Annotated in this window: 22 protein-coding genes; 3 read left to right on the top strand and 19 right to left on the bottom strand. The window is 45.4% G+C overall.

Going from position 1 to position 23,254, the window contains the following annotated elements:
- Positions 1 to 85: 85 nt before the first annotated feature.
- Positions 86 to 688 (bottom strand): YitT family protein, encoded by a 603-nt coding sequence (locus R7P74_RS11650; RefSeq protein ID WP_017635671.1) that lies wholly within the window; start codon positions 686 to 688, stop codon positions 86 to 88.
- Positions 689 to 1,035: 347 nt separating this feature from the next.
- Between R7P74_RS11650 and glyA the strand changes: the two genes are divergently transcribed.
- Positions 1,036 to 2,286 (top strand): serine hydroxymethyltransferase, encoded by a 1,251-nt coding sequence (glyA, locus tag R7P74_RS11645; protein ID WP_005381985.1) that lies wholly within the window; start codon positions 1,036 to 1,038, stop codon positions 2,284 to 2,286.
- A 461-nt stretch (positions 2,287 to 2,747) separates the two neighbouring features.
- On the opposite strand, the gene lipA is transcribed toward glyA, so the two are convergent.
- The 12 genes from lipA to leuS all read right to left on the bottom strand — a co-directional run bounded on the left by lipA (position 2,748) and on the right by leuS (position 15,281).
- The gene (gene lipA / locus R7P74_RS11640) at positions 2,748 to 3,713 is read right to left on the bottom strand and encodes a lipoyl synthase (RefSeq protein WP_005391329.1); all 966 of its coding nucleotides are present in this window, start codon (positions 3,711 to 3,713) and stop codon (positions 2,748 to 2,750) included.
- A complete protein-coding gene (gene lipB, locus R7P74_RS11635; RefSeq protein WP_005384137.1) occupies positions 3,710 to 4,372 on the bottom strand; it encodes a lipoyl(octanoyl) transferase LipB in 663 nt (220 codons plus the stop codon). Before lipB ends, lipA begins: the two co-directional genes overlap by 4 nt.
- Positions 4,373 to 4,548: 176 nt before the next feature.
- Entirely contained in the window at positions 4,549 to 4,827 is a 279-nt protein-coding gene (gene ybeD, locus R7P74_RS11630) for a DUF493 family protein YbeD (RefSeq protein WP_005384135.1), read from the bottom strand.
- A 139-nt stretch (positions 4,828 to 4,966) separates the two neighbouring features.
- Positions 4,967 to 6,145, bottom strand: coding sequence for a serine hydrolase (locus tag R7P74_RS11625; RefSeq protein ID WP_005384132.1), 1,179 nt, complete (start codon positions 6,143 to 6,145; stop codon positions 4,967 to 4,969).
- Positions 6,146 to 6,236: 91 nt separating this feature from the next.
- Positions 6,237 to 7,040, bottom strand: a complete 804-nt coding sequence (locus R7P74_RS11620; protein WP_017635670.1) for a septal ring lytic transglycosylase RlpA family protein — start codon at positions 7,038 to 7,040, stop codon at positions 6,237 to 6,239.
- A gap of 2 nt (positions 7,041 to 7,042) precedes the next feature.
- Positions 7,043 to 8,164, bottom strand: a complete 1,122-nt coding sequence (gene rodA / locus R7P74_RS11615) for a rod shape-determining protein RodA (RefSeq protein ID WP_005384128.1) — start codon at positions 8,162 to 8,164, stop codon at positions 7,043 to 7,045.
- 2 nt (positions 8,165 to 8,166) lie between these two features.
- Positions 8,167 to 10,080 (bottom strand): penicillin-binding protein 2, encoded by a 1,914-nt coding sequence (gene mrdA / locus R7P74_RS11610; RefSeq protein WP_225473470.1) that lies wholly within the window; start codon positions 10,078 to 10,080, stop codon positions 8,167 to 8,169.
- 29 nt (positions 10,081 to 10,109) lie between these two features.
- A complete protein-coding gene (gene rlmH, locus R7P74_RS11605) occupies positions 10,110 to 10,580 on the bottom strand; it encodes a 23S rRNA (pseudouridine(1915)-N(3))-methyltransferase RlmH (RefSeq protein ID WP_017821762.1) in 471 nt (156 codons plus the stop codon).
- A gap of 4 nt (positions 10,581 to 10,584) precedes the next feature.
- Positions 10,585 to 10,902: a ribosome silencing factor gene (rsfS, locus tag R7P74_RS11600; protein ID WP_005373015.1), complete on the bottom strand. Its 318-nt coding sequence runs from the start codon at positions 10,900 to 10,902 to the stop codon at positions 10,585 to 10,587.
- An 88-nt stretch (positions 10,903 to 10,990) separates the two neighbouring features.
- On the bottom strand, positions 10,991 to 12,010 hold the full coding sequence (gene holA / locus R7P74_RS11595) for a DNA polymerase III subunit delta (RefSeq protein WP_042521234.1): 1,020 nt from the start codon (positions 12,008 to 12,010) through the stop codon (positions 10,991 to 10,993).
- Between the two features lie 5 nt (positions 12,011 to 12,015).
- Positions 12,016 to 12,555 carry an LPS-assembly lipoprotein LptE gene (locus R7P74_RS11590; protein ID WP_005373019.1) on the bottom strand — a complete coding sequence of 180 codons (540 nt, stop codon included), beginning with the start codon at positions 12,553 to 12,555 and terminating at the stop codon, positions 12,016 to 12,018.
- Positions 12,556 to 12,707: 152 nt separating this feature from the next.
- Positions 12,708 to 15,281: a leucine--tRNA ligase gene (gene leuS, locus R7P74_RS11585; protein WP_005391313.1), complete on the bottom strand. Its 2,574-nt coding sequence runs from the start codon at positions 15,279 to 15,281 to the stop codon at positions 12,708 to 12,710.
- A gap of 153 nt (positions 15,282 to 15,434) precedes the next feature.
- Between leuS and R7P74_RS11580 the strand changes: the two genes are divergently transcribed.
- Complete coding sequence (locus R7P74_RS11580) at positions 15,435 to 15,905, top strand: zinc ribbon-containing protein (RefSeq protein ID WP_005373024.1); 471 nt, start codon at positions 15,435 to 15,437, stop codon at positions 15,903 to 15,905.
- A gap of 84 nt (positions 15,906 to 15,989) precedes the next feature.
- On the opposite strand, the gene lnt is transcribed toward R7P74_RS11580, so the two are convergent.
- From lnt to miaB, 5 genes are all read right to left on the bottom strand, one after another.
- Positions 15,990 to 17,507 carry an apolipoprotein N-acyltransferase gene (lnt, locus tag R7P74_RS11575; protein ID WP_054576929.1) on the bottom strand — a complete coding sequence of 506 codons (1,518 nt, stop codon included), beginning with the start codon at positions 17,505 to 17,507 and terminating at the stop codon, positions 15,990 to 15,992.
- A 33-nt stretch (positions 17,508 to 17,540) separates the two neighbouring features.
- The gene (gene corC / locus R7P74_RS11570) at positions 17,541 to 18,440 is read right to left on the bottom strand and encodes a CNNM family magnesium/cobalt transport protein CorC (protein WP_005384118.1); all 900 of its coding nucleotides are present in this window, start codon (positions 18,438 to 18,440) and stop codon (positions 17,541 to 17,543) included.
- 105 nt (positions 18,441 to 18,545) lie between these two features.
- A complete protein-coding gene (gene ybeY, locus R7P74_RS11565; RefSeq protein WP_005373030.1) occupies positions 18,546 to 19,010 on the bottom strand; it encodes an rRNA maturation RNase YbeY in 465 nt (154 codons plus the stop codon).
- A 2-nt stretch (positions 19,011 to 19,012) separates the two neighbouring features.
- Complete coding sequence (locus R7P74_RS11560) at positions 19,013 to 20,110, bottom strand: PhoH family protein (RefSeq protein WP_005373033.1); 1,098 nt, start codon at positions 20,108 to 20,110, stop codon at positions 19,013 to 19,015.
- 73 nt (positions 20,111 to 20,183) lie between these two features.
- On the bottom strand, positions 20,184 to 21,608 hold the full coding sequence (miaB, locus tag R7P74_RS11555) for a tRNA (N6-isopentenyl adenosine(37)-C2)-methylthiotransferase MiaB (protein WP_005373038.1): 1,425 nt from the start codon (positions 21,606 to 21,608) through the stop codon (positions 20,184 to 20,186).
- Between the two features lie 257 nt (positions 21,609 to 21,865).
- On the opposite strand from miaB, the gene R7P74_RS11550 reads away from it, so the two are divergent.
- Positions 21,866 to 23,044, top strand: a complete 1,179-nt coding sequence (locus tag R7P74_RS11550; RefSeq protein WP_005384117.1) for a 2-octaprenyl-3-methyl-6-methoxy-1,4-benzoquinol hydroxylase — start codon at positions 21,866 to 21,868, stop codon at positions 23,042 to 23,044.
- 13 nt (positions 23,045 to 23,057) lie between these two features.
- Here R7P74_RS11550 and R7P74_RS11545 read toward each other — a convergent pair.
- A partial coding sequence (locus R7P74_RS11545) for a hypothetical protein (RefSeq protein WP_206949545.1) occupies positions 23,058 to 23,254 on the bottom strand: 197 nt, incomplete at its 5' end.

Raw genomic sequence — 23,254 nt, 5'->3', positions numbered from 1 at the left:
ACCGATCTATTTGGAAATCGCGAAGTATTATATAGCGATTGGAGCGCGAAATCTTATAAATCGCGCTTCAATCATTATCAAAAAATTATGAACCGTAGGTCACGGAATAGCGGTGCGGTTTGTGGTTCATCGCTAACACGAGATTGAGTGCAAACGCCCCCAAAATTGAAAGGCCAATCACTTCTGGTGTGACAAAGAAGAATGAAGCAAACAGGATACATGCATCGATTGCCATTTGGCTTTTGCCAACTGAAATGCCAAATTTGTCTTGGATAAACAAACACAGCACGTTAAAGCCACCTAAGCTGGAGCGATGTCGGAATAGGATCAGCATACCGAGCCCCATTAAAAGCCCGCCTGCGACGGCGCAATAAACTTCATTTACCGATTCGAGCGAGATTAGCAAATAAAGATGATCGGCAAAGATAGAAACCAACGCGCCAGAAATGGCACTATTAATGGCGAAATGACGGCCGAAGCGTTTCCATGCTAGTAAGTAAAAAGGACTGTTTGCTAAAAAGTACAGCACACCAAAGGTAAAAGGTGTAAATTGGCTAATAAGCAGAGCCAATCCAGTCGTGCCTCCCGTTAGAAGGTTCGCGGATTGGAGAAAGAAAACGCCTTGAGCTACTAAAAAGGTACCCGTGAGAATCGCTATCCAGTCTTCTTTTAATGAGTGTTTTTCCATCAATGTTGCAGTCATTTGTGATAAATAAGGCGTGCATAGTAGTAAAAAGATGATCTTTTCGGTAGCTAGAGGGTAAAATTTACGGTAAACCTATGTAATTGCTGTTTTACAGGGTGTAAAGCACAAATTTGACAGGCAATAGATTGTCGTTATGCGATTGCAATGCTGGCATGATAAACATTGCTTGTCATCATGAAAAAACTGCATGAGAAAAATTGTAAATTTCTCTTTATGACCTAAATCAAATTATGTAGAATGCGCGCCATTAGGGTGACGAAAACGTTTGCGTCGGGTCATTCAACAGTTTTTTTGCAACTTTCAGTACTAATCTGAGTCAGGAGATACAGATGCTTAAGCGTGATATGAACATCGCAGATTACGATGCGGAACTGTTCGCAGCTATCCAGGAAGAAACTCTTCGCCAGGAAGAACACATTGAACTTATCGCTTCTGAAAACTACACAAGCCCACGTGTAATGGAAGCGCAAGGTTCTCAGCTAACGAACAAATACGCTGAAGGCTACCCAGGTAAGCGTTACTACGGCGGTTGTGAGTACGTAGATAAAGCTGAAGCACTAGCAATTGAGCGTGCATGCCAACTATTTGGTTGTGAGTACGCTAACGTACAGCCTCACTCAGGTTCTCAAGCAAACAGCGCAGTTTACATGGCGCTTCTTAACCCTGGCGATACAGTTTTAGGCATGAGCCTAGCGCACGGTGGTCACCTAACTCACGGTTCACCAGTAAACTTCTCTGGTAAGCACTACAACGTTATCCCTTACGGTATCGATGAAGCTGGTCAAATCAACTACGACGAGATGGAACAGCTAGCACTTGAACACAAACCTAAGATGATCATCGGTGGTTTCTCTGCTTACTCGCAAATCGTTGATTGGAAACGCATGCGTGAAATCGCTGACAAAGCAGGTGCTTACTTATTTGTTGATATGGCGCACGTAGCTGGTCTTATCGCTGCCGGTGAATACCCAACACCAGTACCGCATGCTCACGTGGTAACAACAACGACGCACAAAACACTAGCAGGTCCTCGCGGTGGTCTTATCTTGTCAAATGCTGGCGAAGATATGTACAAGAAATTGAACTCAGCAGTGTTCCCTGGTGGTCAAGGTGGCCCTCTAATGCACGTTATCGCTGGTAAAGCAGTAGCGTTCAAAGAAGCGATGGAGCCAGAGTTCAAAGCTTATCAAGCTCGCGTAGTGAAAAACGCAAAAGCAATGGTTGGTCAGTTCCAAGAGCGTGGCTACAAAATCGTATCTAACGGTACAGAAAACCACTTGTTCCTTGTTGACCTAATCGACAAAGATATCACTGGTAAAGACGCAGACGCGGCACTAGGTGCAGCAAACATCACTGTAAACAAGAACTCAGTACCAAATGACCCACGCAGCCCATTCGTAACGTCTGGTATTCGTGTAGGTACGCCAGCGATCACTCGCCGTGGCTTCACTGAAGAAGATGCAAAAGAGCTAGCAAACTGGATGTGTGACGTTCTAGATAACATCGGCAACGAAGAAGTTATCGAAGCGACAAAACAGAAAGTGCTAGAAATTTGTAAGCGTCTACCGGTTTATGCCTAACTGTTCTTCATAGAATGAGTCGACTTCGGTGTCGAACATACTCATTTGCTCGCGCAAACTCCGTGTGTTCTCCTAGAACTCGACTCGTCTATTTTGAACATTGATATACTAAAGGTCCTCATTTGAGGGCCTTTTTGTTTGTCTGGCGTTTGGAATGAGATATAGCGAGAGAGTGTGATAAGGGGATGGCTACCAACACTGTCCCTTTTCAATATACCCAAACCACGTCATTCCGACGAGCCGAGGCGAGATCAGGAATCTTGTTGAGGCACACTCTTTTACTCAGAGTTTCCCTAAAAATCCTCAGTATTCTGAAAACAGATTCTGAATCACGTTCGTACCTCGCTGTTCAGAATGACGGTGGTAGAATGGCTTTTTATCATCATTTGCCAGATACAAAAAAGGTTGGCACTGAGCCAACCTTTTCTCTTCAAAACAAGCTTTTCAAAACAAGCGAGAGCTTATTTAATCTCGATACCTTGAGCTTGCATATCGGCATGGTAAGAAGAGCGCACAAATGGACCACACGCTGCATGCGTGAAGCCAAGTTCTAGTGCAACTTCTTTTAGCTCGTCAAACTCTGATGGTGGAACGTAACGTTCTACTGGCAAGTGGTGACGGCTTGGCGCTAAATACTGGCCTAGAGTCAGCATCGTTACGCCGTGTGCGCGTAGATCTTTCAGTACTTCGATGATTTCTTCTTTGGTTTCACCAAGGCCCATCATCAAACCAGACTTGGTCGGTACATCTGGATGCTGCTCTTTGAACTTCTTAAGGAGCTCAAGTGACCATTTGTAGTTCGCACCTGGGCGAGCTTTACGGTAAAGACGTGGCGCGGTTTCTAAGTTGTGGTTGAAGACATCTGGCGGATTGTCTTTCATTAGATCAAGCGCTACATCCATGCGACCACGGAAGTCAGGAACCAGTGTTTCAATCTTAATATGCGGGTTTAACGCACGGATCTCGCGGTTACAATCGGCAAAGTGTTGTGCACCGCCGTCACGCAGATCGTCACGGTCAACAGAAGTGATTACTACGTATTTCAGCTTCATATCGGCAATGGTTTTCGCCAGTTTTTGAGGCTCTTCTGCTTCCGGTGGTAATGGGCGGCCATGAGCAACGTCACAGAAAGGACAACGACGAGTACAAATAGCACCTAAGATCATGAAGGTTGCTGTACCGTGGTTAAAACATTCCGCTAGGTTCGGGCAAGATGCTTCTTCACATACGGAGTGAAGTTTATTCTTACGCATCGCCGCTTTGATGTCTTGAATTCGTTGGCTGTCGGCTGGTAGCTTGATCTTCATCCAATCAGGCTTACGTAGCACTTCTTTCTGCTCTGTAGGCATGTTCTTTACGGGAATCAATGCCATTTTATCGGCGTCACGATATTTAACGCCTTTTTCCATCTGGATTGGTTTGCTCATGCTTTATTACCTTGAGAAGGTGCTTCTGTGCTGAATTCTACTTGCTCATAATCGAGCAAAGTAACGAGTTCTTCTATTAATTGTTTTTCTACGGCTTCTACATTGTCTGGGCCGCCAAATTGGCTGACCTGAACCATTTCCATACCTTCATAACCACAAGGGTTAATACGCAGAAACGGTGTTAAATCCATATTTACGTTCAAGGCTAAACCATGAAACGAGCATCCTTTACGAATGCGTAAACCGAGAGAGCATATTTTCTTACCGGCAACGTAGACACCTGGTGCGTCAGGTCGTGCGGCTGAGTCAATATTGTATGCTTTTAGCGTGTTGATCACGAGGTTCTCGATTGTGGTAACGAGATCTCGTACACCTAATTTTTTACGGCGTAGGTTGATCAAGAAGTAGGCGACCAACTGACCAGGGCCATGATACGTAACCTGGCCTCCGCGATCACTTTGTACAACAGGAATATCGCCAGTGTTAATCAAGTGCTCAGCTTTACCTGCCTGTCCTTGTGTAAATACTGGGTTATGTTCTACCAACCAGACTTCATCACGGGTTTCTTCTGTGCGTTGGTCGGTGAACTCATGCATCGCCTTCCATACAGGCTCATAGTCTTGGCGGCCAAGTCGTTTTACAACAAGTTGGTGTTGCATGGGAATTCCTGTTGCTAATATATAAAGTTTTTGGATTATAAACCGGATAACCCTGATGCTCTACCGCTGCGTAACAGATTTTTAACTGAAAGTGATGTAAAGCCTCGTTATCTCTTTGATAAATAAAAAGAAAGCAGCCAAGGCTGCTTTCAAAAAAAATTTAATCTATCAAAAAATTATAGAACCATGCGTACGATGTCAATTTCACCTAACTCTTTGTACAGTGTCTCGACCTGCTCGATAGAGGTTGCAGTAATGTTGATTGACACAGAGTGGTAGTTGCCCTTAGCACTTGGTTTAACGGTCGGGCTGTAGTCACCTGGAGCATGGCGCTGAATAACTTCAAGAACAAGCTCTGGAAGTTCAGGCTTTGCATGACCCATTACCTTGTAAGTAAATGAACAAGGGAACTCAAGCAGGTCTTTTAATTTTGCATCAGAGTTGATGGTTAGCATATCGATAACTCCAGTAGATATTCGTTGCGGTGCGAAATAGTACAGTCAAATTAGGGGGAACTCAAGACGAGGAGCTCAAACTTAAAAAGCCGCCCATTCAGGCGGCTTTGCGAATAAGTTTGCTACTCTAACGTTCTTTTTAGAAGAAGCTCTTGAATAACAATACGATGTAATCCCACATGCGGCTAAATAGACTACCTTGCTCTACGGTTTCTAGTGCCATTAGTGGGTACTCGGCAATATCTTCACCATCGATCTGATAGTATAGCTTACCAACTACATCACCTTTATTAATTGGGGCTTCTAGCTCTTTTTCAAGGACGAAGCTGGCTTTTAGGTTTTTCGCTTCACCACGCGGTAGTGTTACGTAAGTATCTTGGTCAAGACCCAGTGCTACGGTGTCTTTGTTACCCATCCACACTTTTTCTTCTACGAACGTTTCACCTGCTTTGTGCGGTGCCACTGTTTCGAAGAAACGGAAGCCGTAGCTTAGCAGCTTTTTGCTTTCTGACTTACGAGCATTGGCATCTTTAGTACCCATAACGACCGCAACCAAGCGCATTTGACCTTCAGTTGCTGAACTTACTAGGCTGTAACCCGCATTACTTGTGTGACCCGTTTTGATGCCGTCAACGTTCATGCTCTTATCCCAAAGTAGACCGTTACGGTTGTATTGGGTGATGCCGTTGTAAGTAAATTTCTTCTCTGAGTACACTCGGTACTCATTTGGTACGTCACGGATAAGTGCTTTACCTAGCAGTGCCATGTCGTATGGTGTTGAGTACAATTCTGCGTTATCTAAGCCATGAACGTTGGCAAAGTGCGAGTTAGTCATACCCAATGTGTTGGCCCAAGCGTTCATTAGGTCAACAAATGCATCTTCTGAACCTGCAATATGTTCTGCCATCGCAACACAGGCATCGTTACCTGACTGGACGATGATACCTCGGTTCAGGTCACGTACTTTAACTGTTGTGCCTACTTCAATGAACATCTTTGATGAATCAGGGAAGTTTTTCGCCCACGCATTTTTACTGATGGTGACATCATCATCTTCTGAGATATTACCACGCGCTAGCTCTTGGCCGATTACATAGCTGGTCATCATCTTAGTCAGACTAGCTGGAGACAATTTTGTGTTCATCTCTTTCTCTGCCAGTACTTTACCTGAATGGTAATCCATCAGCACGTAGCCCTTCGCCGCGATTTGAGGGGCATCTGGAACAACGATAGGTGATGCAAGAGCAGATTGAGCGAAAGTTGCAGAAAGGGCAACCGAAGAAACGAGAATAGATTTCACAAACTTATTTTTATTCATGGTAATTCAAATTTTTGGGTTAACTGCAGACATCTTATCAGAATCCCTAGTTATGTAAGAGGGGGATCAAAGAGAAATTCATGACACGAGGTCATTTGGCAGTGTTGTGTTTTTTAATAAATGCAGACGAATAGCCGAGCAACTTTACTTTATCTAATGTGGCTTGCGTCAGGGAATAGTCAGTAAATGGCCCTAACAACAAGCGATAAGACTCTTTCGCACTCTCTAGGAAAGTTTCTGTATCCAATTTTTGACCAAGCTCGGTACCTAAAGTTCGCGCGCGTTCTTCATTTTTTGATGATGCCACTTGAATAACGTACCTAGGGTGCGCTTCTAATGACTTTTTATCCGTGGGCTGATTGATACTGATCACTTCAATTTCCACGTTCGCGGTGCCTGTTTTTATGACATCTAACTTGTGCGCGGCGGCATAGCTTAAATCAATGATACGGCCATCGTGAAAAGGACCTCGGTCATTAACTCGTACTATGGTGGTTTTGCCGTTGTCAGTATTGGTAACTTTTACGTAACTTGGTAACGGTAGCGTTTTATGCGCTGCCGTCATTGAGTACATGTCATAGATTTCGCCATTAGAAGTCAAATGACCTTGGAATTTTTTCCCATACCAAGATGCTCGGCCTTTTTCTTTAAAGCCTTTCGCATTGCGAACTATTTTGTAGTCTTTGCCACGCAAGTGGTAATCTTTGTTCCCACCTAGGCTGTACGGTTCATATTTAGGATGCGCATCCTCGATGTGTTCGACTGAAAGCGGTGTATCCGGTGCAACATCGGATTCGAGTTCGTAACGGCCTTCTTGTTCTTTTTGGCTAGTTGATGAACAGCCTGCCAAAATAAGAGCAGAGAAAACCAAGGAATATAAAGCGCGTTTTTGCATGTCTAGGTCGCCTTAGAGAATGCTTTTCGGTGCGTATGAATCGACATCAGAATACCAAAACCAGCCATCAAGGTTACCATTGATGTGCCGCCATAACTGATGAGTGGCAACGGTACACCTACTACAGGTAGGATGCCACTTACCATGCCAATATTTACAAAAATATACACGAAGAAGCTGAGTACAATACTGCCTGCCATCATTCGTCCAAATGCGGTTTGCGCTTGGCTGGCGAGATATAAACCTCGTCCAATAATAAATAGATAGATGGCTAAAAGGCAAAGGAAGCCAATCATACCCCATTCTTCAGCAATTACTGCAAAGATAAAGTCAGTGTGTCGTTCAGGAAGAAATTCTAGTTGTGACTGCGTACCTTGCAACCAACCTTTGCCGGAAATACCGCCGGAGCCAATCGCAATTTTACTCTGAATAATGTGGTAACCCGCTCCTAGCGGATCAGACTCCGGGTTAAATAGAGTACGAACTCGCACTTTTTGGTACTCTCGCATCAAGAAAAACCACAGAATTGGAATGAAACCACCTAATGCAATCGCAGCACCAGCAATTATTTTCCAGCTAATGCCTGCGAGGAAGATAACAAAAATACCGGAAGCCGCGATCAGGATCGAGGTACCTAAGTCAGGCTGTTTTGCAATGAGAATGGTTGGTAAGCAGACCATAATCAGTGCAACAATGAGTGTTCTTAGCGTTGGTGGGAGGGGCTGTCTACCAACATAGCGAGCCACCATTAATGGCACCGCGAGCTTCAATAGCTCTGACGGTTGAAAGCGCACAAAACCGAGGTTAAGCCAACGCTGCGCGCCTTTCGATGCTTCACCGAAAAACAGCACGCCGAAAAGCAGTATAACGCCACCAACGAACATCAAAGGTGCCAAGCTTTCGTAAGTTCGTGGAGAAAGCTGTGCAAGGACGAGCATCACAACGAGTGAAAGCACCATTCGCATGGCTTGGCGATCCATCATCAGTAAACTTTGGCCACTGGCGCTGTACATGATCACCAGGCCAAACCCCATCAGGGCCAGTATGCCAAGTAGGAGTGGTAAGTCGATATGGAAGCGTTCAAACAGGGCGCGATTTTTACCTGTAGAGGGATCCATCTTCATTACTATTTTACCTCTTTCTTCGCATTGTTTTCAGGCTCAATTTCTTCTGGACCAAGAACGACTCGGTCAAAAATTTTCCTTACTACTGGGGCACCGTTACTAGAACCACCACCGGCATTTTCTAGTACTACAGTGACGACCACTTTAGGATCATCAAATGGTGCAAAGCCAGTAAATAACGCATGGTCACGTAAGTGCTCGGCGATCTCATCGGCGTTGTATTCTTCGTTTTCACCCAGACCGAAGACCTGTGCAGTACCTGATTTACCCGCTGTTTCATAATTCATTTTGTAGAATGAGCGGCGAGCTGTTCCGCGCGTGCCATGGTTTACCCGACGCATGCCTTCTTTCGCCATATCCCAGTACTTTTTAGGCACATTCTTGATTGGTGGGTAAGTCACGTATTCTGTCGTTTGCTGCTCTTCGAAGTCGTTACCATTTTCTATCGTCGCTTTGAGCAAGTGAGGTGCGATCACTTCTCCCTCGTTTACTAATACGGAGGTTGCTTTGGCGATTTGCATTGGTGTTGCTGTCCAATATCCTTGGCCGATACCCACAGGGATCGTATCACCTTTATACCATGGGGTTTTATGGCGAGACATTTTCCAGTCACGAGTCGGCATATTCGCCTTACTTTCTTCGTAGATATCAATGCCAGTGTAATCACCAAAACCGAACATCATCATCCAATTCGAAATACGGTCAATACCCATGTCATAAGCGATTTGATAGTAGAAGGTATCAACAGACTCTTCGATCGACTTAATGATATCGACGCGCCCGTGCCCCCAACGCAACCAGTCACGAAACGGGCGTGTGTTGGAGTTTGGTATGCGCCAATAACCAGGGTCATTTCGTGTGGTGTTAGGTGTGACGACACCTTCTTGCAGCGCGGCTACCGCCATAAATGGTTTGATGGTAGACGCAGGAGGGTAAATGCCAAGTGTAGTGCGGTTGACTAAAGGACGGTTTTTATCGTTCAAAAGGGCGCGATAATCTTTACCTGAGATTCCGTGCACGAACGAGTTAGGATCGTAGCTAGGGCTTGAAACCATAGCCAGTACGCCGTTGTCTCTAGGATCGATTACTACAGCACTGCCTCGGCGGCCGTCCAACAATTGGTGTACGTACAACTGCAAGTTGATATCAAGGTTTAAAACGATGTCTTTTCCGGGTACAGGTGGAACGTACTTTAAGGTACGAATTACTCGGCCGCGGCTGTTTACCTCGACTTCTTGATATCCGGCTGTACCGTGTAAGAGGTCTTCGTAGTATTTTTCAATACCCAGCTTACCAATGTCGCGAGTGGCTTGATAGTTTGCGTCTTTTTCTTCTCGGATCAGGCGTTGCATGTCGCGATCATTAATTCGAGAAACATACCCAATCACGTGGGTTAAGACTTCGCTGAAAGGGTAGTAGCGCTTTAAGGTCGCACTTATTTCCACACCTGGAAAGCGGTACTGATTGACGGAGAATACCGCTACTTGTTTTTCGTTCAGTTGGGTAAGCAGTGGGACCGATTTAAATCGACGAGTCCGTTTACGCTCGTGGTGGAAACGTTCAATCTGGTCTGGTGTAATTTCCAGAATAGTTTGTAATTCTTGGATGGTTGCATCAATGTCTTTAATTTTTTCTGGGGTCAGTTCTAAGTTAAAGACGGGACGGTTCTCTGCCAGTAAAACGCCATTTCGGTCATAAATTAGACCTCGGTTAGGCGCGATAGGCACTACTTTGATGCGGTTATCGTTCGAGCGGGTTTGATAGTCTTGAAACTGGTTCACCTGAATGTTGTACATGTTGGCAACCAGAGCTCCCATCAAGACAACAATGCCGATAAAAGCAACAATAGCGCGGCTGGCAAACAGACGCGCTTCGGCTTGATAATCTCGGATTTGACTGCGGCGTTTACGAATCATTAACGCTAGGCTCTAAAGTTAAACAACGATTATTCGCGATGATAAGGGTGGTTAGCGGTGATGCTCCACGCTCGGTATAAGCTTTCTGCCATTACGATACGCACTAGAGGGTGGGGTAGCGTTAAGGCAGATAATGACCAGCTTTGGTCTGCTGCAGCTTTGCATGCAGGAGCGAGTCCTTCGGGACCGCCGATTAATATTGATACATCACGACCATCTAATTTCCAAGCTTCTAACTGCTCAGCGAGTTGAGGAGTGTCCCATTTTTTACCTGGGATATCTAACGTGACGATACGGTTGCCTTTTGGTACCGCCGCGAGCATCGCTTCTCCTTCTTTTTGCAGGATGCGAGCGATATCGGCATTCTTACCACGCTTGCCAGCAGAGATTTCAATCAACTCCAACGGCATATCATGCGGGAAACGGCGACGATATTCTTGAAAGCCTTCCTCAACCCATTTTGGCATTTTTGTGCCAACAGCAATTAGTTGAATTTTCAAAAGATTAACCCCAGAGTTTTTCTAGCTGGTAGAGTTCGCGGTGCTCTTCTTGCATCACGTGAAGCATGGCGTCGCCCATATCTAGGACTACCCATTCACCTTCGTTTTCACCTTCCATTCCTAGTGGCTCAAGACCGGCTTTTTTCACTTCTGTTGCAACATGGTCAGCGATGGATGAAACGTGGCGTTTGGATGTACCAGTACAGATGATCATGTAATCTGTCACGCTTGATTTATCTTCCACATTTAGGACGATAATGTCTTCCGCTTTCATGTCGTCGGCTTTATCAGCTAAAAAGTCTTTCAGTTCTTCGCGAAGCACTCGGTTTTCCTCGGTTTGTCTCTTATCTCTACAGTGTTTTACATTCTTGCTTGCAAAACAGGTCGCGCACTATATCACGCTTTGATTTTTAAATTGCCAGCTTAATATCAGGAGAGCAGGTTTCTAAGCTCAACTGATGAATAGTTGGCCATACAGACTCGTCATATTGAGTTTTGGCTTTTATCTCGGCTTGAGCCAACAAGGAGAGCAATGCACAAATACGACTCGCTGATAAGCGGGCCAGTGCTGCGTTATAGAGTGGACGCTTGTTTTGCCAAACTCGATATTTCTCAAATACCTGGTTCATTCCCATTTGAGTTAAGTCTTGATGCATATTTAAAAGTTGGCTCAACTCTTTTTGTACACTTCGAATCAAGATCACGGTCTCAACCCCTTCCGCCTCAAGTTGGCGAAGAATACGTTGTGCACGGTTTGCTTTACCTGCCAGTAAGGCGTCGATCCAGTTAAAGGTAGTGAAGTGATTATGGCGACTTAGGGCTTCCTCTAAACGTATGATGGTCAGCTCACCATCCGGATAGAGTAGGGCCAATTTCTCTAAGCTTTGTGTCAATGCAAATAGGTTACCTTCATGCCATTGAGCCAACATTTGCAGTGATTGCTGATCGGGTTTTAGTCCTAACGTGCGGCAACGTGTCTGAATGAACATAGGTAGGCGTTGAAGGTCTGGCGACAAGCAGCTTACCCAATCGCCTTTTGAGCTTAATGCTTTGAACCATTTCGCATTTTCTTGGGCTTTGGTCAGTTTGCTACCAACAATGACGAGCATGATGTCATCATGCAGCATATCACACAGTGTTTGCAGCTCTTTGCTGACGGCTGTTGTCACGCCACTTTCTGGAATTTCAAGCTCGATCAATTGACGGTTTGAGAACAGGCTCATCGCTTGGAAGCAATCGTAAACTTGATTCCAGTCGATGCTTGCGTCTACCGCAAAACGGTGTTTTTCCTCAAAACCTTGTTGAAACGCTGCCTTTTGGATGGCTTGGCGGCTTTCTTGAATCAGTAACGGCTCATTACCAAAGATTAAGTAAACCTGTTTAACTTGTTTAGTTAAATGATCCGTTAATTTATCGGCATAAATTCGCATAGTGATTAAGAGTTTGTGTTCGCTGGCTCAGAGATTTGTCCTGCTTCATATTCGGCACGGATACGACCCAACTGGCGCATCATTTGTTTTGCAGCTTGCAAGCGCATCTCGTCTTCAATTACGTCACGTTCAACAGATTTTGCAAGTGCCGTTAACGGGTTGTCTAGGTAATTGCGGTTTACTGTTGTCGTAAAGTTTTTAGAGCCATAGCCAGGAATCGTCACACGGTATTTTACTACGTATGTCAGCTCTTTTTCTGCTGCACGGCTATTTTGATAAAGCGATAGTGTACGCTCATCGATTGTCGCTTCCGTCAAATGAAGGTTGGGTACCGTCGATGATGGTTGAACAAGTTCAACTTTGTTCAGTTCGAGTTGAGAGCGAACATAGCGAGTTAATTCACTGTATTCATCGTAGCTGGAGAAAGACATAGTGTGCAGCTCTTCCGGTACGGAATACTCGCCGCGAAGGTGAAAACCACAGGCAGAAAGAAGCCCCGCTAATACCAATACCACTGGTAGTTTAATCAAAGAGAAAAAGCGCATTGATTGTATTCATCCTAAATTGAAGGGGTTATTTACCTTAAACCACTCATGTGAATGGTTTGAGGTAAATAAACAGGGTAGAAAACTACCCTGTTTAATGACTCTTGGTTAACAAATAAGTTCGCTAAACAGAGACAAATTGACAGCTGCGATTAGTTTGCAACGATGTTCAGCAGTTTACCTGGAACGTAAATAACTTTACGAATAGTCAGGCCATCAGTGAACTTAACCACGTTTTCGTCGTTTAGACCAAGCTGTTCGATATCGTCTTTAGAGATATCAGCTGGGACTGTTAGCTTCGCACGTAGCTTACCGTTAACTTGAACAACGATAGTTTTTTCGTCTTCAACTAGCGCTTTTTCGTCAAACGTCGGCCATGCCGCGTTATCAATGTCTGTTTCCCCTAGTGCTGCCCATAGCTCGTATGAGATATGCGGAGTGATAGGGTAAAGCATGACAACAATAGCTTTCAGTGCCTCGTCAAGGATTGCACGATCTTGCGCAGATTCTTGAGGCGCTTTCGCTAGTTTGTTCATCAGCTCCATGATCGCTGCGATCGCGGTGTTGAATGTTTGACGACGAGCGATATCGTCCGTCACTTTCGCGATAGTCTTGTGAACGTCACGGCGAAGTGCTTTTTGATCACCAGAAAGCGCTGCGGTATCTACTGCTTCTGCTGCGCCTTTCGCTGTGTGCTCTTTCACTAGTTTCCAAACACGTTTTAGGAAGCGGTTCGCACCTTCTACGCCAGACTCTTGCCATTCAAGTGTCATGTCCGCTGGAGACGCGAACATCATGAATAGACGTACTGTGTCAGCGCCGTACTTGTCTACCATTTCTTGAGGGTCGATACCGTTGTTCTTAGACTTAGACATCTTGATCATGCCTGAGTGCGTTACATCACGACCTTCAGTGTCTTTAGCAGAAGTAATGCGGCCTTTACCATCACGTTCAACGGCTACGTCTGTTGGAGCTACCCACTCTTTGCCGCCTTTCTCGTTCTCGAAGTAGAACGCATCAGCCAGTACCATGCCTTGACACAGTAGTTGCTTGAACGGTTCGTCAGAAGTTACGTAACCCGCATCGCGCAGTAGTTTGTGGAAGAAGCGTGAGTACAGTAGGTGCATACAAGCGTGCTCGATACCACCGATGTACTGATCTACTGGTAGCCAGTAGTTTGCTTTTTCTGGGTCTAGGATGTCGTCCGCTTGTGGTGAACAGTAACGCGCGTAGTACCAAGAAGATTCCATGAACGTATCGAACGTATCTGTCTCACGTAGAGCAGGTTCGCCGTTAAAGGTTGTCTTCGCCCACTCTTTGTCTGCTTTGATTGGGCTAGTGACGCCGTCCATTACCACGTCTTCTGGAAGAATCACTGGTAGTTGGTCAGCAGGTACTGGGTGAACTTCACCGTCTTCAGTCGTTACCATTGGGATTGGTGCGCCCCAGTAACGTTGACGAGATACACCCCAGTCGCGTAGACGGAAGTTTACAGTCTTAGTGCCTTTGCCCTCTGCTTCTAGCTTCGCTGCGATTGCGTCGAATGCCGCTTGGAATTCTAGGCCATCGAATTCACCTGAATCGAACAGTACACCTTTCTCAGTGTATGCTGCTTCAGAGATGTCTAGCTCGCTGCCATCAGCAGGCTTGATAACTGGCACGATGTCTAGACCGTACTTCGTTGCGAACTCGTAGTCACGTTGGTCGTGCGCAGGTACAGCCATTACCGCGCCTGTACCGTAGTCCATCAGAACGAAGTTTGCTACGTATACTGGTACTTCGCGGCCGTTCAATGGATGAATAGCAGTAAGGCCAGTTGCCATACCTTTCTTCTCCATTGTCGCTAGCTCAGCTTCTGCAACCTTGTTGTTCTTACATTCGTCGATAAACGCTGCAAGCTCTGGATTGTTCTCTGCTGCAAGAGCTGCAAGAGGGTGGCCGGCTGCGATACCCACGTAAGTCACACCCATTAGCGTATCTGGACGTGTTGTGTAAACTTCTAGGTCTTGTTGACCCTTAACTTCAAACTTCAGCTCAACGCCTTCAGAGCGGCCAATCCAGTTGCGCTGCATGGTTTTCACCATTTCAGGCCAACCTTCAAGCTTGTCTAGGTCGTCTAGTAGCTCTTGAGCGTATTCAGTGATTTTGATGAACCATTGAGGGATTTCTTTTTGCTCTACAGGCGTATCACAACGCCAGCAACAACCGTCTTCAACCTGCTCGTTTGCAAGAACAGTTTGGTCGTTAGGACACCAGTTAACAGAAGAAGTCTTTTTGTAAACTAAACCTTTCTCGTAAAGTTTAGTGAAGAACTCTTGTTCCCAGCGGTAGTACTCCGGTGTACATGTTGCGAATTCACGGTTCCAATCGTAACCAAAGCCTAGAAGCTTAAGTTGGTTCTTCATGTATTCGATGTTTTCGTAAGTCCAAGGTGCTGGCGCAGTTTTGTTTTTTACTGCTGCGTTTTCTGCAGGTAGACCGAATGCGTCCCAACCGATTGGTTGCATCACGTTTTTGCCTTGTAGGCGTTGGAAACGAGATACTACATCACCGATAGTGTAGTTGCGCACGTGACCCATGTGCAGTCGACCACTTGGGTATGGGAACATGGACAGACAGTAGAATTTTTCTTTATTTGGGTCTTCACTTACAACAAAGGTTTTGTTGTCATCCCAGTGCTTTTGAACTTTTTGTTCAATATCTTGTGGGTTGTATTGTTCTTGCATCGATGGTATCCGTTATCTTGGAATTTGTGAGTTCGGTTAGAACAGACTTAAATAGATCGTCATAGAATACCTAAAGCTAGGGATCACAACAATAGCCAATCTGTACCCATGCGCCCTTAAGTGACGCAGGTAGGAGAAAGATGGAGGTCAGTTATGCCTAAACGTAAAACAGGTTATGAGGAAATGCTCGAGGATGTGATTGAAACCTTGAAGCACAGTCCGGAAGAAGTTAACAAAGCGATTGAGACGTCGGGCAAAGTGGTGGATGCTGCTAATGACTTGACCAAAGATGAATTGGCTTTAATCAAAGCGTACCTTAAAGCCGACTTAAAAGAGTTTTCAGAGAGTTACGAGGATAGCAAAAGCGGCCCGTTTTACTTAACGATTGCGGACTCGATATGGCAAGGGCTGTTAGAGATTACTGACCGAACTAAAGTTGAGTGGGTTGAGTTGTTCGATGACTTAGAGCATCAAGGGCTATATGAAGCAGGAGAGGTGATAGGCTTAGGCACTTTAGTCTGTGATGAGTGTGGTCACAAGACAACGTATAACCACCCAACTGTAATCATTCCGTGTATTAAATGTGGTCACAAAGGCTTTACTCGTCAGTCATTAAAGCCATAAATGGCGCGTAACGACAGTATAATGCTATGAATAAAAAAGAGGCTTAGTCGCCTCTTTTTTGTCTTTTCTACTTTCAAGCTGTTATCAGCTCTGTTTTCTTCTTAAGCCGAAAGCCAGAGCTAAACTTAACCCAACCCAAATATACAATGGCCAAGTACCAAGGACTCGATATGGCGTTTGTCCATTGGTTGGGGTGAGCTCTGCGCGCAGTACTGCAGTTTCAAACTGCGGTACTTGCTCAACGATTTTACCTTTGTGATCGGTTACCGCTGTTAATCCGTTGTTAGTCGAGCGGATGAGCGGTTTACCTAACTCTAAGGCACGCATACGGGCGATCTCCATATGCTGAAGAGGACCGATAGAGTGACCAAACCATGCATCATTTGAAAGCGTTAGAATGAAGTCTGTTTCGTCAGTCACATTTTGACGCACTTGCTCATTAAAGATGATCTCATAGCAAAGCGCTGGTGCCATGTGCATGCCATTCGCAACGATGTTTGGCTGCACAAAAGCCCCACGGCTAAACGACGACATCGGTAGGTTAAAGAATGGCGCTAATGGGCGCAAAATATCTTCAAATGGTACAAACTCACCAAATGGTAGTAGGTGATGCTTATGGTAACGTTCGCTTAAATCGAAGCTGTAGTCACCGTATGGTGTGATGCCTAGGGACAGAATACTGTTGTAGAACTGTCGATCTTCAGCTTGGTTGACGACACCGGTGATGATTGCGCTGTTATTCATTTTTGCAGCGCTGTCGATATTGCTCAAAAATGAAGGCACTTCAATTTCAAAAGCGGGAATTGCTGCTTCTGGCCAAACGATAATGTCAGCGTCCCAGTTTTCACGAGTTAAGTCAGCGTACTTCATGATGGTTGGCCAGCGTTGACTTGGTAGCCACTTTAGGTTTTGGTCTACGTTACCTTGAATTAGTGCGAGCTTAGTCGTGTCTTCTGGTCGGGGTGTTACCCAATCGTAGTTGCGAATCCCAAAGCCAGTACTGAGTAGCACCGCAGGGATAATCACCATCAGCCACTGCTTATGAATCCAGGCATAGGCTAACGCCCCTGCGCTGATAAGGATAAATAGAGTAAGCAGTTCTACGCCGCCAATTGGTGCAAAGCTTGCGAGTGGAGCATCTATCTGGCTATAGCCTAGCCATAACCAAGGGAAGCCAGTCATCACCCAACCACGCAACCAATCACTGATCAGCCATAAAGCAGGTGCAGCGAGAAGTGCTTTTGTGAGCGTAAATTGAGGAAACAGCTTGTTGTTGAGCCAAGCAAATAAGCCTGAATAAACAGCCAAGTAGGCAACAAGCAAGCCCATTAAAAATAAATTGGCAATGAGCGGCATACCGCCAAAACCGGAGATACTGACGTAAACCCAGCTAACGCCAGTTGCAAATTGACCTAACCCCCAAGCATAACCAATCCATAGTGCGCGTTTCGGAGTTTGGTTAGCAAGAAGAATCAGTAGAATTGCAGGGCTAAGAATGGCAATAGGCCACAGCTGGTAAGGAGCGAAAGCGAGTGTAGTAGAGGCGCCAACAAAAGCGGCCACTAAGGGCCGCTTAAGGCGATGAAAGAGTTCATTCATCATTGTAATTTTCTGAGATTCCCAATGGGTATCGCGTTACTCTTGAGTGGCTTCAACCAGGGTTTCTTCGTCTGGGATCGTCACTTGGAGTTGAATGACACGACGGTTATCGGCAGCGGTGACTTTGAAGTTGTAGCCTTCAATTTCAACCAGTTCACCACGAGAAGGTAAGTGACCAAAGGCAGTCATGACCATACCACCAACGGTATCAACTTCCTCATCGCTGAAGTTGGTTCCGAATGTCTCATTAAACTCTTCGATGGTTGTCAGCGCTCTGACAGCAAACGTATGCTTGCTCAGCTTACGAATGTCCGTCTCTTCACTTTCATCGAATTCATCTTCAATATCCCCGACGATTTCCTCAAGGATATCTTCAATGGTCACAAGACCAGAAACACCACCGAATTCATCGACAACAATGGCCATATGATAACGTTCTTCACGGAATTCTTTCAGCAGTCGATCAACGCGTTTACTTTCCGGTACTACAACCGCTGGTCGAATGACTTCTTCGATATCAAATGGATTACTGCCTGAGCCTAAGTATTTAAGTAAGTCCTTCGCTAGAAGTATGCCTTCCACATGGTCTTTATCTTCGCTGATCACAGGGTAGCGAGAGTGTTGAGCATCGGTAATCAAAGCAACCAAGGTATCAAGGTCGTGAGTACGCTCAACTGTAACCATTTGCGAACGCGGGATCATAATGTCACGCACACGCATTTCGGAGATTTCCATAACACCTTCAAGCATATCGCGAGTGTCATGGTCAATCAGGTCGTTAACTTCAGAGTCGCGGATAACATCCACAAGCTCTTGGCGATCTTTTGGTTCGCCCTGAAATAGTTGACCTAGACGTTCAAAGAAGGACTTTCTACTCGGACCTTCTGCCTTTTCTTTCTTATCTTCGTTAGAAGAGGGAGAATTATCTTCGTTCATTGTTTCTCAATTAAGTAACGCTATCAGAAGTGTGATAGCACACATAGAGAGGCGAACACGAGAGTCATTTAGGTGGTTCGCCTTTCCCTGTCGAGTGGCCAATAGCTACTCTTTTTCAGCAATGTAAGGATCTTCATAACCCATACCTTGCATGATTTCGGTTTCGAGGGACTCCATCTCTTCGGCTTCGTCATCCTCTATATGATCATAACCTAGCAGATGCAAGCTGCCATGTACAACCATATGCGCCCAATGTGCTAGCAGAGGCTTGCTCTGTTCAACCGCCTCTTTTTCAACAACTTGGCGGCAAATAATCAAATCACCAAGTAAATCTATTTCCATACCAGGAGGTGCTTCAAATGGAAACGACAACACATTAGTTGGTTTATCTTTGCCGCGATACTCATGGTTGAGCGTATGACTTTCTTGTTCATCAACAATACGAATGGTGACTTCGGCTTGTGGCTGGAAGAGAGGGATTGTCTTATCTAGCCACAATTGGAAATCTTGCTGCGAAGGCAGACCTTCTTCATTTTCGACTGCCAGTTGCAGATCAAGTTCAATCGCCATGATTATTCCTTAGTTGAAGCAACTTGTGCATTCAGTTCGGCTTTTGCTGCTTCTAGTAACTTCGCATCGCGTTCTTCACGACGGCGTTTCTCGAACTCTTTACGCTCTTTCTGGTCTTGTGCTTCCCACTTCTCGTACGCGTTAACGATACGAGCAACCACAGGGTGACGTACAACGTCGTCGGCTAAGAAGAAGTTAAAGCTGATGTCGTCAACTTCGCTTAGTACTTCAATAGCATGACGAAGACCCGATTTCGCACCACGAGGTAAGTCAATCTGCGTGACATCACCAGTGATAACCGCGCGAGAGTTAAAACCAATACGCGTTAGGAACATCTTCATCTGCTCAACAGTGGTGTTCTGACTCTCATCAAGAATGATGAAGGCGTCGTTTAGAGTACGACCACGCATGTAAGCAAGAGGAGCAACCTCAATCACGTTACGTTCAATCAGCTTCTCTACGCGCTCAAAGCCCAGCATTTCAAATAGGGCGTCGTATAGCGGACGTAGGTATGGGTCGACTTTCTGGCTTAAATCACCAGGCAGGAAGCCCAATTTCTCACCAGCTTCAACCGCTGGACGAGTAAGTAGAATACGGCGGATCTCTTGGCGCTCTAGTGCGTCAACAGCTGCTGCTACAGCAAGGTAGGTTTTACCTGTACCAGCCGGGCCAATACCAAAAGAAATATCATGCGTGACCATGTTAACCAAGTACTGCGCTTGGTTTGGCGTACGTGGTTTGATCACACCTTTCTTGGTTTTGACGAAGACTTCTTTACCATGCTCGATGTTAGACTCAGTATTCTGCTCAAGAACACCAGATTCTTTGATCGCTAGATGGATTTGCTCAGGCTCAATATCTGGGATCTCACCTCGTACAGGTGCGGTATCAACATATAGAGTTTTCAGGATATCCAGCGCAGCTGATGCGGTATGAGGTTTACCGACAATCGTAAAGTGGTCACTACGGTGGTTAATTTCAACGCCTAGACGACGTTCTAAATGCTTGATGTTGTCATCGAATGGACCGCACAGGCTAGCTAGTCGGCGGTTGTCTGAAGGTTCTAGGTTAATTTCTAGAGTTACGATTTTATTGCTCAATGTTGCCTCTCATTTTTTGCCACTTAGTGAGAGCCTGATAACGACCAGGCTCTCTATGGCTATTTATACGAGCTTACGGCGTAAAAGTAGCTACACCCAGCTCATCTTCGCGACGTGTTTTCGCCATCATCTGCGTTGGGGAAATCACACTACGAAGATCCATGTCTTTTTCAGTACGTACTAGCTCACCACGCAGTGAGTTTGCAAATACGTCTACGATCTTCACATCAACGAACTGACCAATTAGGTCTGCACTACCTTCAAAGTTTACTACACGGTTGTTTTCTGTACGAGCGCGTAGTTCCATTAGGTTTTTCTTCGAAGGACCTTCAACTAGAACACGTTGTTCTGTGCCAAGCATTAAGCGAGAGTAACGCATCGCTTGAGCATTGATAGTTTGCTGTAGTTCGTAAAGGCGCTCTTTCTTCACTTGTTCTGACACATCACAAGGGTAATCCGCTGCTGGCGTACCTGGACGTGGAGAGAAAATAAAGCTGAAGCTCATGTCAAAGTCTACATCTTTGATTAGCTTCATGGTGTCTTGGAAGTCTTTGTCTGTCTCACCAGGGAAACCAACAATAAAGTCTGAACTGATTTGGATATCAGGACGAGCTTTACGCAGTTTACGGATGATCGATTTGTATTCGATAGCGGTGTGAGGGCGTTTCATCATCGTTAGGATACGGTCACTACCACTTTGCACAGGTAAGTGCAGGAAGCTCACAAGTTCTGGCGTATCTTCGTATACTGCGATGATGTCGTCTGTGAATTCTAACGGGTGGCTCGTCGTGAAACGAATACGGTCGATACCATCGATAGACGCAACCAAACGAAGCAGTTCTGCAAATGAACAGATCTCACCATCGTGCATAGGACCACGGTACGCGTTTACGTTTTGACCCAGAAGGTTTACTTCACGTACGCCTTGTTCAGCAAGTTGGGCGATTTCGAACAGTACGTCATCCATTGGACGGCTTACTTCTTCACCACGAGTGTACGGTACGACGCAGTAAGTACAGTACTTAGAGCAGCCTTCCATAATAGAAACGAATGCTGTCGCACCTTCAGCGCGAGGTTCAGGTAGGCGGTCGAATTTTTCGATCTCTGGGAACGAAATGTCCATAACTGGTGCATCATCGGACTGAGATTGTTTGATCATCTCAGGTAGGCGGTGCAAAGTTTGTGGGCCAAAAATAACGTCAACGTATGGTGCACGTTCACGAATATGGTCACCTTCTTGCGTTGCTACACAACCACCTACACCGATAACTACGCCAGGTTTTTTATCTTTTAGTGTTTTCCAGCGGCCTAACTGGTGGAAAACTTTCTCTTGCGCTTTTTCACGGATCGAACAGGTGTTAAGTAGAAGTACGTCTGCTTCCTCTGGCTCTTCCGTCAGCTCGTAGCCGTTTGCAGCATTAAGCAGGTCGGCCATTTTTGATGAATCGTATTCGTTCATCTGGCAGCCCCAGGTTTTAATTAGCAGTTTCTTACTCATCTCACTTTCGCTCGTTCAGTTGTACTTAAATCGGAGAGCTATTGCTCAAATTATAGCCGCCATCACGGCGGTAAGCGGCGTATTGTACTGCTTTAAAAAGCACCTGACTAGTGATCTAGCTAATTCTCTGCAAAGCCTGATGAAATCTAGTTTTTCGCCCTATGCAGAACAAGGTTTTTTGTTAAACAATTTTGTAAAAATAGCCATGGAAAGTACAATAAAAAACGCCAATTAATCAGCACGATGAAGAGTGAAAAATGAACAAGTATGACATCGCCGTGATCGGTGGCGGTATGGTTGGGGCAGCCGTCGCTGTTGGATTTGCCAAGCAGGGCAGAAGCGTTGTCTTGGTCGAAGGTACAAAACCTAAAGTTTTTGATGCCGCTCAGGCGATGGATATTCGTGTATCTGCAATCTCGCACCAGTCGGTGGAGTTACTTGATTCACTCGGAGCATGGCCAGAGATCAAGAGCATGCGAGTTTGTCCTTATCGGCGCTTAGAAACTTGGGAGCACCCAGAGTGCCGTACTCGTTTTCACTCTGATGAATTGTCATTGGATCAGCTAGGTTACATCGTTGAAAACCGCCTAATCCAATTAGGTCTTTGGCAAGTCTTCTCTCAGTATGAAAATCTAACCGTGATGTGTCCTGAGCGATTAAAAGCCATTGAGTTTGCAGATGTAAATCTTGTGACACTAGAAAGTGGGGCGCAGTTTGAAGCTAACTGGGTGATTGGTGCTGATGGTGCAAACTCTAAAGTTCGTCAATTGGCTGGAATTGGTGTAACTGCGTGGGATTACCGACAACACTGCATGTTGATTAACGTGAAAACAGAATTGCCTCAGCAAGATATTACTTGGCAACAATTTACACCTTCAGGCCCACGTTCATTTTTACCTCTGTGCTCTTTGAGTAACGACGATGGTCAAGTAGTAGGCCAAGGTTCTTTGGTTTGGTATGACTCGCCTAAACGTATTAAACAACTGTGTGCGATGAGTAAACCTCAACTAAGAGAAGAAATTTTACGTCATTTCCCTGCTGAATTAGGCGATATTGAAGTTTTACAGTTTGGCTCATTCCCACTCACTCGTCGTCATGCGCAAAGCTACTCAAGCAAAAATTGCGTGTTAGTGGGTGACTCTGCCCATACGATCAACCCGCTTGCAGGGCAAGGGGTAAACTTAGGCTTCAAAGATGTAGACGTTCTCCTTTCGGTAACAGAACAACAAGAAAAGCTGGAAGATACCTTACTCGCGAAATACGAACGCGCACGTCGACCTGACAACTTACTCATGCAGACGGGCATGGACTTTTTCTATAAAGGTTTTAGCAACGATCTAGGGCCATTGAAGTTCGTACGTAATGCTGCATTGAAGCTTGCTGAAAACTCAGGGCCAATTAAGGCTCAAGTACTGAAATACGCGTTAGGTATGTAGTAAGCTACTCAAATCACAGATAGAAAAAAAGCGAGCCATGAGCTCGCTTTTTTAATTCGGCAAATCTAATGATTTCCCGAGTCCAGAACCAAAAAAAGAAAAAACCCAGCAAAGTCATGCTGGGTTTTCCGATAATGGTGCGGAAGGAGAGACTTGAACTCTCACACCTTGCGGCGCCAGAACCTAAATCTGGTGCGTCTACCAATTCCG

This window comes from Vibrio sp. 2033, from assembly GCF_033339735.1.
Note: the sequence above shows the minus strand (reverse complement) of the source record. Positions and strands in the feature narration are given on the sequence as shown.

Bases quoted from the DNA above. Each gene is read 5' to 3' on its own strand.
- leuS (WP_005391313.1), bottom strand. From the start codon at position 15,281: ATGCAAGAACAATACAACCCACAAGATATTGAACAAAAAGTTCAAAAG.
- glyA (WP_005381985.1), top strand. From the start codon at position 1,036: ATGCTTAAGCGTGATATGAACATCGCAGATTACGATGCGGAACTGTTC.
- ybeY (WP_005373030.1), bottom strand. From the start codon at position 19,010: ATGGCGATTGAACTTGATCTGCAACTGGCAGTCGAAAATGAAGAAGGT.
- ybeD (WP_005384135.1), bottom strand. From the start codon at position 4,827: ATGCTAACCATCAACTCTGATGCAAAATTAAAAGACCTGCTTGAGTTC.
- R7P74_RS11550 (WP_005384117.1), top strand. From the start codon at position 21,866: ATGAACAAGTATGACATCGCCGTGATCGGTGGCGGTATGGTTGGGGCA.
- R7P74_RS11620 (WP_017635670.1), bottom strand. From the start codon at position 7,040: ATGCAAAAACGCGCTTTATATTCCTTGGTTTTCTCTGCTCTTATTTTG.
- lipB (WP_005384137.1), bottom strand. From the start codon at position 4,372: ATGCAACACCAACTTGTTGTAAAACGACTTGGCCGCCAAGACTATGAG.
- holA (WP_042521234.1), bottom strand. From the start codon at position 12,010: ATGCGAATTTATGCCGATAAATTAACGGATCATTTAACTAAACAAGTT.
- R7P74_RS11650 (WP_017635671.1), bottom strand. From the start codon at position 688: ATGGAAAAACACTCATTAAAAGAAGACTGGATAGCGATTCTCACGGGT.
- R7P74_RS11625 (WP_005384132.1), bottom strand. From the start codon at position 6,145: ATGAATAAAAATAAGTTTGTGAAATCTATTCTCGTTTCTTCGGTTGCC.
- R7P74_RS11580 (WP_005373024.1), top strand. From the start codon at position 15,435: ATGCCTAAACGTAAAACAGGTTATGAGGAAATGCTCGAGGATGTGATT.
- rodA (WP_005384128.1), bottom strand. From the start codon at position 8,164: ATGAAGATGGATCCCTCTACAGGTAAAAATCGCGCCCTGTTTGAACGC.
- lipA (WP_005391329.1), bottom strand. From the start codon at position 3,713: ATGAGCAAACCAATCCAGATGGAAAAAGGCGTTAAATATCGTGACGCC.
- corC (WP_005384118.1), bottom strand. From the start codon at position 18,440: ATGAACGAAGATAATTCTCCCTCTTCTAACGAAGATAAGAAAGAAAAG.
- miaB (WP_005373038.1), bottom strand. From the start codon at position 21,608: ATGAGTAAGAAACTGCTAATTAAAACCTGGGGCTGCCAGATGAACGAA.
- lnt (WP_054576929.1), bottom strand. From the start codon at position 17,507: ATGATGAATGAACTCTTTCATCGCCTTAAGCGGCCCTTAGTGGCCGCT.
- mrdA (WP_225473470.1), bottom strand. From the start codon at position 10,080: ATGATTCGTAAACGCCGCAGTCAAATCCGAGATTATCAAGCCGAAGCG.
- R7P74_RS11590 (WP_005373019.1), bottom strand. From the start codon at position 12,555: ATGCGCTTTTTCTCTTTGATTAAACTACCAGTGGTATTGGTATTAGCG.